13 protein-coding genes are annotated in these 12,874 nt (G+C 41.3%); 10 read left to right on the top strand and 3 right to left on the bottom strand.

Translation table 11 applies throughout. The annotated features are described in order from the left end of the window. Positions 1-95 precede the first annotated feature (95 nt). Entirely contained in the window at positions 96-2,513 is a 2,418-nt protein-coding gene (locus UYC_RS0101290) for a heavy metal translocating P-type ATPase (protein WP_016879208.1), read from the bottom strand. 96 nt (positions 2,514-2,609) lie between these two features. On the opposite strand from UYC_RS0101290, the gene UYC_RS0101285 reads away from it, so the two are divergent. The 7 genes from UYC_RS0101285 to UYC_RS0101255 all read left to right on the top strand — a co-directional run bounded on the left by UYC_RS0101285 (position 2,610) and on the right by UYC_RS0101255 (position 9,640). Next, positions 2,610-3,011, top strand: a complete 402-nt coding sequence (locus UYC_RS0101285) for an ArsR/SmtB family transcription factor (RefSeq protein ID WP_016877584.1) — start codon at positions 2,610-2,612, stop codon at positions 3,009-3,011. Between the two features lie 623 nt (positions 3,012-3,634). Further along, positions 3,635-4,621 carry an RpoD/SigA family RNA polymerase sigma factor gene (locus UYC_RS0101280; RefSeq protein ID WP_016879207.1) on the top strand — a complete coding sequence of 329 codons (987 nt, stop codon included), beginning with the start codon at positions 3,635-3,637 and terminating at the stop codon, positions 4,619-4,621. A 295-nt stretch (positions 4,622-4,916) separates the two neighbouring features. Then, positions 4,917-5,402, top strand: a complete 486-nt coding sequence (locus UYC_RS0101275; protein ID WP_016877583.1) for a DUF2808 domain-containing protein — start codon at positions 4,917-4,919, stop codon at positions 5,400-5,402. Between the two features lie 31 nt (positions 5,403-5,433). Next, entirely contained in the window at positions 5,434-6,147 is a 714-nt protein-coding gene (gene rppA / locus UYC_RS0101270) for a two-component system response regulator RppA (protein WP_026087664.1), read from the top strand. Beyond that, positions 6,125-7,483 carry a two-component system sensor histidine kinase RppB gene (rppB, locus tag UYC_RS0101265; RefSeq protein ID WP_016877581.1) on the top strand — a complete coding sequence of 453 codons (1,359 nt, stop codon included), beginning with the start codon at positions 6,125-6,127 and terminating at the stop codon, positions 7,481-7,483. The genes rppA and rppB overlap by 23 nt, the downstream gene beginning before the upstream one ends. A gap of 136 nt (positions 7,484-7,619) precedes the next feature. After that, positions 7,620-9,011, top strand: a complete 1,392-nt coding sequence (locus UYC_RS0101260; RefSeq protein ID WP_016877580.1) for an MFS transporter — start codon at positions 7,620-7,622, stop codon at positions 9,009-9,011. A gap of 2 nt (positions 9,012-9,013) precedes the next feature. After that, positions 9,014-9,640: a class I SAM-dependent methyltransferase gene (locus UYC_RS0101255; RefSeq protein WP_016877579.1), complete on the top strand. Its 627-nt coding sequence runs from the start codon at positions 9,014-9,016 to the stop codon at positions 9,638-9,640. 3 nt (positions 9,641-9,643) lie between these two features. On the opposite strand, the gene UYC_RS0101250 is transcribed toward UYC_RS0101255, so the two are convergent. Further along, entirely contained in the window at positions 9,644-10,666 is a 1,023-nt protein-coding gene (locus tag UYC_RS0101250) for a F510_1955 family glycosylhydrolase (protein ID WP_016877578.1), read from the bottom strand. A gap of 276 nt (positions 10,667-10,942) precedes the next feature. On the opposite strand from UYC_RS0101250, the gene UYC_RS0101245 reads away from it, so the two are divergent. Then, positions 10,943-11,407, top strand: a complete 465-nt coding sequence (locus UYC_RS0101245; protein ID WP_235083053.1) for a heavy metal-responsive transcriptional regulator — start codon at positions 10,943-10,945, stop codon at positions 11,405-11,407. 60 nt (positions 11,408-11,467) lie between these two features. Here the strand turns inward: UYC_RS0101245 and UYC_RS0101240 are convergent, their stop codons facing one another. Beyond that, on the bottom strand, positions 11,468-11,785 hold the full coding sequence (locus tag UYC_RS0101240) for a hypothetical protein (RefSeq protein WP_016877576.1): 318 nt from the start codon (positions 11,783-11,785) through the stop codon (positions 11,468-11,470). Positions 11,786-11,987: 202 nt separating this feature from the next. On the opposite strand from UYC_RS0101240, the gene UYC_RS0101235 reads away from it, so the two are divergent. Both UYC_RS0101235 and UYC_RS0101230 read left to right on the top strand, forming a co-directional pair. Next, positions 11,988-12,233: a thioredoxin family protein gene (locus tag UYC_RS0101235; protein ID WP_016879206.1), complete on the top strand. Its 246-nt coding sequence runs from the start codon at positions 11,988-11,990 to the stop codon at positions 12,231-12,233. 176 nt (positions 12,234-12,409) lie between these two features. Continuing rightward, a complete protein-coding gene (locus tag UYC_RS0101230) occupies positions 12,410-12,784 on the top strand; it encodes a hypothetical protein (RefSeq protein WP_016877574.1) in 375 nt (124 codons plus the stop codon). Positions 12,785-12,874 lie beyond the last annotated feature (90 nt).

The following is a 12,874-nucleotide window of genomic DNA, read 5'->3' as shown; positions in this document are numbered from 1 at the left end:
TTCAAACCTATTGCTAATGTAAACTTCATTTGGTGTTGTGGAAGCAATTTCATATAGTATAGTGTAGATGCAGAATGCATGTTTTAGAAAAACTCTTACTTAAGCACCCGTGTTGCATTGAGAATTGCTAAAAGTGCAACACCGACATCGGCAAACACGGCTTCCCAAAGCGTTGCAACACCGAATATACCGAGGATGATAAATAATCCTTTAACTACCATTGCTAGCACAATATTCTGCACAACGATCTTGCGGGTTTTTCTAGCAACCTGAATGGCTTGGGCTACTTTGGATGGTGCATCAGTCATAATCACCACGTCAGCCGTTTCAATGGCAGCATCGGAACCTAACCCACCCATTGCCATTCCGATATCAACTCTAGCAATGACAGGAGCATCATTGATGCCATCACCCACAAATACTACCTTACCTTTACCCGACAAGCTCAATAACTTCTCAATTGCCTCGACTTTGCCTTCTGGCAACAATTCAGCTACATATGAATCTAAGCCTAATAGGTTGGCTACACCTTGAGCAACCACCTTGTTATCACCCGTAAGCATCACCGTTTGCTCAACTCCAACACGTTTGAGATCTCGAATGGCTTGAGCCGCATCTTCTTTGATTTCATCGGCAATTAGAATGTAGCCTGCATAGCGTTGATCTACAGCGAGATGAACAACGGTACCTTCTACATTGCAGGTATCATGGTCAATATTTTCTCGATGCAGGAGGCGATCGTTTCCTGCCAGCACCGTTTGATTATTCACTTTAGCCCGGATGCCATGACCCGCAATTTCTTCGTAATCGGTCACATCTGCATCATCGATCAGTTGACTATATGCCTCTCGGATAGATTGTGCGACGGGATGACTAGAATGAGCTTCGACTTTTGCCGCCAAGGTCAGCAATTCTGACTCTGAAAAACCATTTTTAGTTACAATCTGCGTGACTTTGAACACGCCCTTGGTCAGTGTTCCGGTTTTATCAAAAACAACGGTTCTAACGGCGGTAAGGGCATCGAGAAATACTGAACCTTTGACTAGAATGCCTCGTTTAGCAGCTCCACCAACACCTCCAAAGTAACCCAGTGGAATACTGATTACTAACCCACAAGGACAGGAAATGACTAGCAGGATTAAGGCACGGTAAACCCATTCTTCGTGAGTTGCACCGGGAATCAATAAGGGTGGTAAGAGGGCAACCGCCAGCGACAAAATAACGACAACAGGCGTATAGTAGCGGGCAAAACGAGTGATAAACTTTTCCGTTTCCGCTTTCTTGCTAGTAGCATTCTCGACTAGATCAAGAATTTTGGCGATCGACGATTCTCCAAACAGTTTCGTGACTCCAACGGTCAGCACCCCTGTCTGGTTAATCATGCCTGCTAAAACGGTTTCTCCAACCTTTACCGTGCGTGGAACAGATTCTCCTGTCAAGGCTGAGGTATCAACCTGAGAATTGCCTTCCAGAACCTCACCATCTAGAGGAATTTTTTCTCCCGGTTTGACCAGAATGATATCTCCCACCCTAACCGCTTCTGGTGAAACGGCTTTGACTGAACCATTAACTTTTAGATTGGCAGTATCAGGGCGAACTTCTAGTAAGGCTTTGATAGAACGGCGCGATCGCCCGACAGAATATTCCTGAAATAGTTCTCCAACCCGATAGAACAGCATGACGGCAACGGCTTCAGGAAGCTGGTGAATGGCGATCGCCCCTACAGTCGCAATGGTCATCAGAAAGTTTTCGTCAAACACCTGCCCTCTAAGAACATTACGTCCAGCTGCTTTCAATACAGTCCAGCCACTTAGCAGGTAGGCAGGAATGAAAACTGCATATTCACCTAGACTATAAGGCGTGTTATGCAGGGGTTCCTCAAAAATCATTCCTACTGCAAAAAGAGCCACAACTAAAAGCACTGGAAGGAGTTCTGCCCTCAGATTAAACTCGCCTGTACCATGACTATGCCCGCGATTGTGGTCGTGGTCTTCGTCGTCTGTCACCTTTGGAGTGGGAGTGATGACGGTATAGCCTAAAGTGGTGATGTGATCGCGAAGGGTTGCTTCATTCACCTGCTGCGGATCATAGGACACTCGCAACTTGCCAGTACTAAAATTTACGGATGCTTCTGTTACACCTGACAATTTTTTGAGGGATGTCAAAATTTTGTCTACGCAGGAAGGACAATCCATGCCTCCCACCATGACATCCATCGTTAGGTTTGATGCGGCTCGCTCAACTACTACGGTATATCCCAAACTCACCACTCGATTTTTGATTTCTGCCTCAGTTACTTGTTGCGGGTCATAGGAAACCGTCAAGCGTTCAGTTACTGCACTTACAGATACCTCAACCACGCCTGCTAATCTTCCCAGGGCTGCTTCAATCTTTAACGCGCAGCTTGCACAGTCCATGCCACCGACCTGCATCTGCTGAGTTTTGATAGATGGAGTTTGAGTCATAGCCGTTTCAGTAAGTCGCTGAAGAATAACTCCTTTGAAGTTTAACATAGTTATCTCAATATCTGAATATATATTCAGATGTTAGAATGATTATTATTCTGTCTATTTTGAATTCATCCTCTACTCCCAACACTATCTCTACTTATGAAAAAACCAACATTGCCCAAAGCGGAGTCTCTTCAGTCTGAAGACACGCCCAGTTGTGATGCTCATTTGGTTCATCTTGATCGGGTGCGCCAGGTGCAACCAGAAATTATTTCTGTTGAAAAAGCGCAACAGATGGCAGAGTTTTTTAATGCGTTAGCCGATCCAAGTCGTTTGCGATTGATGTCTGCTTTAGTTAATCGAGAATTGTGTGTTTGTGATTTAGCCGCAGCCGTAAAAATGGGTGAGTCTGCGGTATCGCACCAACTGCGAATTTTGCGATCGCAACGGTTGGTTAAATACTATCGTGAAGGTCGGAATATATATTACAGTTTGGCGGACAACCATGTTATGAGCCTTTACCAAGAAGTATCCGAGCATCTGAAAGAAGCGAATACTTAATCTGTAGGTGGAGGATGCCTCGTCTAATAGTGGAGATGAGAAGGAAAAAAGGGCTGGCGGGGTAAATTGCTCCTGAACTTTATATCTTAAGAAGGTTGCTCAACTTTTCTACCTCTTTAGGTTTGGGCTAATTCTTTATGTAATTCGGCAAGGTGGGTGTGAATGAGTTCTTAACTGTTCTGGAATTTGCAGCATTACCTGCATTGGGAAATTTTGCGGATGGGATACTAGCAGAGTTTATTGTTACGTCTGATCGCACATAGTTGAAATTTCATCCTAATTTCATCTTTATCTGTCAATATAAGATACTAGCTAGTCACTCAATATATCCTTGCAAGTTACTAAACTAATCAATTTCAGTAAGAAATTACAGAGATTGTTTTTCCCTCATACTACTTTTTAATGCAAGGTTTATATTGAGTTTTTTTGTAATCATTAGAAAACCAAATATCTGTATTAGTCAAATATGTAATTTTTTTTATAAAATACTTATAAATTTATATTTAAAATTAAAATAAATCAATATCATAGTAAATGTTTAAATATATAAAATCTTACAAAAAATATTTAACGATAACCTACATCCAAATTTTTAAATTTTTTGGTCAATAAATACTAAAACCATGTCAGCTTCCGACACCAAGACAACAACTTCAAATACTAAATTCACCACAGATATAGTTCGGAGTTATCTGCGAGATATAGTTCGTGTACCATTGCTGACTCATGAGGAAGAGATTTTGTATAGCAAACAGGTACAGCAGATGATTGCATTACAGGAGAAAAAGGAAACTTTGAAGAAACAACTCAACCACGAACCAACCCAAAAAGAATTAGCTGAATATGTACAGCTTAGTGAAAAGGAAGTGAAGGAAATTTTTCAGCAAGGCGCACAGGCAAAGCAAAAGATGATGGCAGCAAATCTGCGTTTAGTGGTTTCTATCGCCAAAAAATATCAGAAACGAAATTTAGAGTTTATGGATTTGATTCAGGAAGGTTCAATAGGTTTAGAACGTGGTGTAGAGAAATTTGACCCCACACGTGGCTATAAATTTTCTACCTATGCCTATTGGTGGATTAGTCAGGCAATTACACGAGCAATATCTCAGCAAGGACGAACTATTAGACTGCCAATTCATATTACCGAAAAGTTGAATAAACTTAAAAAAGTACAAAGAGAACTATCTCAGAAATTGAGGCGCAGTCCTAGTATCCCTGAAATTGCAGAAAAGATGAAATTAAACCCTGCCCAAATCCGCGAACTTCTGATGATATGTCGTCAACCTGTCTCGCTAGATAAACAAGTGGGCGATAACGAGGACACAGAATTGCAAGAAATTTTAACAGAATCTCCAGAAGCCTCCCCTGAAAACTACGCAACTCAATATTTTATGCATCACGATATCCATATCTCGCTGACAAAATTAACTCTACAGCAGCAACAAGTCCTAATTCTGCGTTATGGCTTGGAAGATGGTTGCGAACTCACATTAGCGCAGGTGGCTAAACGGTTGAATATTAGCCAGAGGAGAGTTCGTTACATAGAACAACAAGCACTCAGTTACCTCCGTCGTTGCCAAACAAATCTACGAGAGTATATTGTTATTTAAATGTATCAAATAATACTAGTACAACTAATTTGCTTCTTTGAGTGTTTACCAATATCGTTGTCATCTGAAATGAAGATAGAAAGAGCTTTGAATGTAGAGCCAGACTATAAAGAGGTATGGGTTTATGGCTCTATCAAATACTACTTATTGTTTTTATTTTTGAAAAAATTTCTTTAACTGGCTAAAATCTCATCCAAATTTCATCTCACTTTGTCAAGCTATTAAGAGGTAACTTCAATTTACCAAAAATGATTCTGATGAATGATTGGCATAGTGAAGTAGTTACGGGAATGAAATGGATAAAACACTAATATATACTGCTGTTTTCACCTTAACTATGGCAGTTTCAGTTCCAGGTACTTATGCAAATCCCTCACTACAATCTGATAAGTCTCCTCATGTTATTGGCTTTATAGAATTTCCTCAAGGTATTCGCCATTGGAGAATTCTCAGGCATACTTTAAAAATAGAAGTTCCCCAACAAAGTAAAGCTGTTTCCCAGCTAATTATCCAAGCTCCAAGTAACATAATTCTTAGAGATGATATTGATGTATCTGACCAGTCAGGTAAAAAAGTTGATACTAAGGTTTCTATTAATGGTCAAAAAGCTACATTAGTGTTTATTGAACAAGTTGAACCAGGAACTACTTTGACCATAGATATGAATAAGGTCAAAAAAACAACACCAACAAATGGTGACAAAATGTACAAAGTTTCAGCTATTCTCGTTGGTGTTAATGCAGAATTACCAGTTGGTATAGCTCAACTGCGTGTACGTTAATGAACAAATTTTTGAGGTGCATTGGCTTGTTATGAAAGTTCTGCTAGTTGAGGATGAACCAGACCTTGGTGCGTCAATTCAGCGAAAATTGAATCAGGAAAGATATATTGTTGACTGGATTTTGGATGGTGATGAAGCTTGGACTTGTCTAGAATCTCATTGGACTGAATATACGCTGGCAATCTTTGATTGGTTGCTACCAGGAATATCGGGTTTAGAACTATGCAAGCGGTTACGAGTTCGCGGCAACTGTTTACCTGTGCTGATGCTAACAGCAAAAGATAGTATGAAAGATAAGGTAGCCGGACTAGATGCAGGAGCAGATGACTATCTGGTAAAGCCATTTGGCATGGCAGAACTGTTGGCACGGTTGCGGGCTTTGCAGAGACGTTCTCCTCATTTTCAGTCTCCACAATTGCAAGTTGGTAATCTAATCCTAGACTACAGTAATTTTACATTTGCTTGTGAGTACCCCAATGGAGACAAAAGGGTAATTTCTTTAACAAAGAAGGAATTTCACCTACTAGAATACTTCATGAAACGTCCCAACACACTTGTTACCCGCGATCAACTTCTGAATCATTTGTATACATTTAGTGCAGAACGTGTTAGTAATGTAGTAGCTGCTCAAATTAGACTTTTACGACGCAAATTGTCGGAATCTGGTTGTGATAGTCTAATCGAAACTGTCCCTAGTATGGGTTATCGTTTTAATCCTAGCAATGCAGATTCGACTGTTTCATAAGACTCGCTGGCGACTCGCTGCCTTATATGCGGGTATTATGGGTCTAATTTTGAGCCTATGCGGTTTTGCTGTGTATGAAGTAATCATTGATGCTTACTTAGTTTCCATTAGCCGGGAACTAGAATCTATAACAAGTACGCTGCATGATGTTATTGAACCAACACTAAAACAACCCGGCCGCATAGAGCCAGTTTTTCAACAGGTTTTACCCAATCTTTGTCAAATAAACTCTACCTGCCCTGCTCAAAAAATCTTTGAACACAGCCAAGGCACCCTTGCTGAACACGGCATATTTAGTCCTGTCTATAAAGATAAGCAATATTACATTCGTTTTATTGATGCTTCAGGAAGATTAATTGCTGTAGCGGGTTTTCAGCCCAACGAATTACCACCAATTGTGCGAACAGATGTGTGGCAAGCAATCAAAGATGCACAAGGCAATCGTTACCATCAAAAGTCCCTACCACTACATACTAAAGATGGGGTATGGGGCTATATACAAGTAGGGCGCTCTCTCAAAGAACTAGATAATCGTCTCGCTGCTTTGAAATTAGTTTTGGCGTTAGGATTGCCAATTACGCTACTGCTAGTTAGTGGTTCTAGTTGGTGGCTGGCAGGGTTGGCAATGCGACCAATTGACAGGTCGTATAAGCAAATGCAACAGTTCACCTCTGATGCTTCCCATGAGTTGCGTACTCCCCTAGCAGCAATTAATGCTACGGTGGAAACTATACTCGATAAGTCACACCTGTCTGAACAAGAGGCGCGAGATGTTCTGGCATCAATTAAACGCCAGAGCCATCGACTTGTGGAACTAGTTCAAGATTTGCTGCTACTTTCTCGATTGGAACAGCACACTCTGTCGATAGAACGGCTACCTTGCTGTCTCAACGTTTTAATTGATGATTTGATAGAAGAATTCTCAGCGTTAGCGAGTGCGGCTTCTTTGCAATTAACATCCTCTGTTTTGTGCCATCAGTCCCTGTATGTGATGGGAGACGAAGACCAACTTTTACGTTTGCTCTCTAATTTAATTGCAAATGCTATTCAATACACGCCTGCTGGTGGTTATGTAATCGTCATCCTAAAACGCAACAATGGTGATGCTGTAATTGAAGTTCAAGATACAGGTATTGGCATTGCACCACAGGAGCAAGAAGCGATTTTTGACCGTTTCTATAGAGTCAATAGCGATCGCTCGCGTCGTACTGGTGGATCTGGATTGGGATTGGCGATCGCCCAAGCAATTGCTCAGACGCACGAGGGCAGCATCCAGGTACAAAGCCAATTTGGTAAAGGTAGCACTTTTATCGTTCGCTTGCCCTTGACAAAATAGTGGAAACAACTAACTTGTGTATCAACAGATGATAATTAAATACCCCCCTATGGGATACAGTCAAATATATTATTATATAGATAATACATAAATATCCCCCTTGAAAAACAGTTAGAAAAAGCTAGTTTTAAGGAACATGAACGGGAGATTTCATCTCTTTGGCAGCCTGAGAAATTCTATTTTCGCGCGGCTCTATGCGGCTCAAACCACCAATTTGTTGGGAGATGCCCTCACCTGGGTAGGTTTAGCCTTACTCGCCTTTGAGTTAGCTGGAGATAATAGTGCAGTTGTACTCGCCTTTGCGTTGACATTGCGAATTACTGCGTTTATCTTACTATCTCCCTTAGCAGGTGCTTTAGCAGACCGTTTTGACCGCAAGCTGATACTGGTTACAACCCACTGTATACGCATGTTTCTCGTTAGCCTGTTGCCTTTTGTGACACAGGTTTGGCAAGTTTATGCACTTATATTTGCCCTCAACGTCTTTAATGCCTTCTTCACGCCAACTTATCAAGCCACAATCCCTCTAGTTACTGGTCAGAATGATTACCCGCAAGCGATCGCTCTTTCCAACGCCACTTACCAGTTACTAGGGGTGCTTGGCCCTGGTATTGCTGGCAGCGTGGCGGCACTAATTGGAGCAAGACAAATTTTCTTTCTAGATGCTTTGAGTTTTTTGATTGCGGCAGTATTTATTTTTACGCTACCTGGTCAATTAAGAGTCGAACAAAGCCAACAACCGTCAACTACCAGAGGTAGAACATGGCGAGACGTTAGAGACGGTACAACTCGTCTATTCACTGATACATATATCCGCTATGCATTATTCATGCAGTTGGTAGCATCTATTGCCGGAGCGCAGATTTTAGTGAATAGTGTCGGTTACGTCAAGGGAACGCTCAAACTGGGAAATGTGGAGTATGGCTGGGTAATGGCTGCTTTTGGTATCGGTGCAACGCTTTCAGCAGTGGCTTTTGGTGCAATAAGTCAACGCTTTAGACGGACAACCTTTGTGCTGTTCGGTGCGATTTTGATATCCTTATCCCTCCTGCCAGCAAACTATGCCTCTGTTAGTATATTAATGGTTTTGTGGCTAATAGCTGGTGTAGGACAAAACTGGGTTAACTTACCTACCCAAACTTTGATTGCAGACCGTATTCCTACTGTTATTCAAGGGCGAGTTTACGGCGCACACTTTGCTTGGAGTCACTTGTGGTGGGGGATTTCCTATCCCCTGGCTGGATGGCTGGGAAGTAACTTTGCAGAAGGCGAATTTCTCTACGGCAGCTTAATCGGTTTAATGTTGCTAGGAGTGGTACAACTCATCCTTTCACCTCCTGTGGATGAAAATGAACACGTTCATGCAAACTTTTGGCATGAACACGAACACATCCACGATGAACATCATCAGCACAATCATCACCCAGGAATACCATCAGGAGAACCTCACACCCATCCTCATGAACACAAACGTATCCGCCACTCACACCCTTATTGTATTGATATCCACCATCCCGCAAATGAATAGCTATGAGTGAGACAGTAATTCGCGAACAATATGACCAGATGGCAGATGTGTATGATCAGCGCTGGAACAATTACATTGTCAAGACATTATCTTTTATAAAAACTTGGGCACAGATTTCACCAGAAGCGGCAGTACTTGATATTGGCTGTGGAACAGGAGAGTTTGAGCGATTATTACTAACTGAAAATCCACAGCAGGTGATAACCGGAGTAGACATTTCAGAAGAAATGCTCCTCGTGGCTAAACAAAAATGTCGTACTTATCCCAATGTTTCATTGCAGAATGCAAGTGTGTCAGCTTTACCATTTGCAAATAATAGTTTTGATGTCATTGTATCTGCCAGTGCATTTCATTATTTTGACGACCCAGATATTGCATTAAAAGAAATGAGACGTGTCCTCAAGCCAGACGGCAAAGTAGTTATTTTAGATTGGTGCAAAGATTATTTATTGTGTCAAATTTGCGATTTTGTATTGAAGTTTGTCGATCCTGCTTACAAGCAGTGTTACACCCAAAAAGAATTTCATAGTTTACTAACATCTGCACAGTTTGATATAAAGCGTGCAACTAAATTTCGTTTTGGTGTTGTGTGGGGAATAATGATTGCTACCGCTACACTAAAAACTTAATAGTTAAGTTAACTCTTTCCAAGTTTTGCCCCCATCCTGTGATTGAAAGACAGCATTGTTTTCGTTGACAGCGTAAAGTATCTGTGGGTTTTTAGGAGCGATCGCTAGTTTCACTACCACCCCACCAGTTTCAGTCCAAAGCTTCTCCCAAGTCTTGCCACCATCATTACTGCGGTAGACACCAGGCGCTGATTTGAGATAACGATACCCATACATGACAGTACTGTTGCCATCTTTAAGTAAAGCTAGACTAACAAAAGGAGCTTCCTGTGTATTTGGCACTAGCGTCCAGTCATTACCACCATTCATACTTTCGTACATACCCGCACGGGTAGCTGCAAACACATGGTCAGGGTTTTGTGGGCCAACTACAAACTCAAAAGGAACACCACCTAACCCATTCATGGGAGGTTTAGTCCAAGTTTTTCCACCATCAGTAGAAGTATGCAGCCCTTGCGCTCCTGAAGCGGGCCATCCATAGAAAACATTGGAATTGCTGGGAGATATTGCCAAAGCGTGAAAGTCCACCCCAGGCATAGAAATTTGTTTCCAATCTTGCCCTTGATTCTCACTTTTGATGAATCCTAAATTACCTCCCGTATGAGGGTGTCCACTAGCGTAAAAGCGATTGCTGTTAATAGGGTCAGCCGTGAAACCCATGTAATCTGCACGTTGTTTCCCTATCCAGAACCACTCCCCAGTTTCAGAACGTTGCAGCAGCCCATTGTGAGTGGCAACATAGATAACTGTGGGATTGTCTCGATTTATTGCTAAACCATGAACATGATTGTTGGTTTGCCAATTGACCGCTTTTTCTAGAGAGACATTCACAGCCGTTGGTTGAGACTGAAGTTGAGGTGTAGATTGACTGCTTGACTGATTGCTGGGAGGCTGCTGGTTAGAACGACTAAACAAAAATGCCAAGCCTCCACTTAGAAATAAGGAAACTGCTAAGGGGATAGCGCAGACTACCATAGCAATTCCTATCCATTTCATAGATTGTTTATTAGTATCTGGCTGACTCATAGGTAAGATTTCTCTAAAAGTTTTTGGAAATAGTTATGTATACATTTTTGACTGTATAGTCTGCTATAGAGTCAAGAACATTTGCATAGAAATAAAACTTTTATACTCAAAGTAAAAGGGGATGGGGAACATGCTCGTACAGTCAAACTTTTTCTTGAAGAAGAAATGCCTATGATGGACGGGGTGATGAGATAGGCAACAGAAAGTCTTGACTCTACAGTAGACTTTAGAGTTTAAGCTGTAGTTGGTAGACAGCAAAAATTTATGGTGACTACCATGAAAAATACTTGTGAACCATCATCCCACAATAAACTTCTAAAAATCGGAGAGTTGGCACAAAAAACTGATGTTGCTGTGGGAACGATTCGTTATTACGAAACATTAGGGTTGCTAGAACCCGTCCACAGAAGTGAAAGTGGCTACCGCTATTATAATACTGATGCTATCAAGCGGGTGAAGTTTATCAAAAAAGCTCAATCCTTACAGTTTTCTCTTTCTGAAATTCAGCAAGTGCTTGGTGTGCGCGATCGCGGTAATCCCGCTTGCCCACTTGTGCGAGATTTACTAAATCAGAAAATCGCTCATCTTGAGAACCAAATCTATCAGATGCAGACGCTTAAAGCTGAACTAGAAACCTATCGAGAGCAGTGGGAAGATAAACCTCTTGATGACCCCTATAGTCAGAAACTTTGTAGCCTAATTGAACAAGTTGCTGATAAGGATATATCTGTTGAAAAATGATATTTTCTCATTTAAACAAAACTCTCACCGTTAATAGTAACGGTGAGAATATATCCCTTCTTATCTAGACGGGTTGTTTTGATTATTCATTATCTTCTGCATATTGCTGTGATTCATTTGCTGCATATTGTTCATCATAGATTTGCAGCAGGCACATCCCTTCTCATTTGTCGGCTGTGGTGTTGGTGATGTTTGTGCTATTGTTTGATTTATCTGCTCTTTAGATAAGTTTGTTCTGGTTGTAGAGGTATTTGCTTTGGTAACTTCTACAGTCTGGTTAGCGGTGTTTGCGAATGCGGGATGACCTGCGAATGTTAGCAATGCCGTTGCAGTTACAATTCCGCCTAATAAGGTTTTTGTGGGTGTAGATATGCTCATTTCTGCTTCTTGATTATCTAGTTGGTCAAACAGTTCCTTAACAGTTAAAGCAATACTAAACTCTTTAGTTAACTAGAGAGTCAAGTCATTAGCTAAAAAACCTTACTTAACATCTAATTAAAATTTTTACTCAGGTGGGGTTGACTCTATAGCAAACTATAGGGTTGAGAATATAAGTGAAGTAAAATTATTAATGAGCAAAATGTCAAAACGTCAAATAGAGATTTTTACGGCTGACTGTCCTCTGTGCAGTGAAACAGTGCAAATGGTGCAAGAACTCGCTTGTTCAAGTTGTGAAATATTGGTCTATAACTTAGGACAAGAGCGGCAAAAAGCCCAGCAGTATGGAATAAATGCAGTTCCTGCGATCGCCATCAATGGAACACTTGTCCTGACTGGTAAACCGAGTCGGGAGCAACTTCAAGCTGTTGGCGTTGGTCAACCTTGAGTTAAAAGATGTAGCAGTGAGATAGCTAAGTAAACCAGGTTAATTCATAAATTGAGCAAGACGAAACTTTCTTGTAGCGGGAAGTGTCAAAGGGGCTATTCTGGGTACAACTTCACTTGACCTTTAACGGTGAATCGAATACCCTAAGCGGTCAGGCATCTTTTTTCAGGAAGGCTATGAACAAAAAATTTCTACTGGCTTTGCTTTCTAGCCCCGTCGTTTTTACATCTTTGGTGTCTACGCTGGGAGTGGCTAATCCTGCCCACGCTACCCAACCAGTAATTCGTATGAAAGATGGTGAAGCGTGCATAAAACATCCACATGGTGGTTACACTTTTGTATGTACACGAGTTTCACAGAAGGATTTAGCGTCTCGTCGTTCTACACCTACATCGACAGTTAGCTCGGCACAGTCATCTAGTGAAAAAATTGCAATGCTAGACTTTACTGAAGAAGAAAGCAATGCAGCTATTCAGCTATTTGGTTGCGACTGCCCATATTGTATGAATTCTCTACGTGCGCTACGTGGTCAAGCACCAATGGTTTATTAGAAAAGGGTATTATTTCCTAATAACCTTTAACTTCACTAAAGTATATTCTGCTTTTCTTTTCAATAGAATTGTTGCTAATAAAAATTTTAA

The sequence above is a fragment of the Chlorogloeopsis fritschii PCC 6912 genome, from assembly GCF_000317285.1.
Lineage (GTDB): Bacteria > Cyanobacteriota > Cyanobacteriia > Cyanobacteriales > Nostocaceae > Chlorogloeopsis > Chlorogloeopsis fritschii.
Note: the sequence above shows the minus strand (reverse complement) of the source record. Positions and strands in the feature narration are given on the sequence as shown.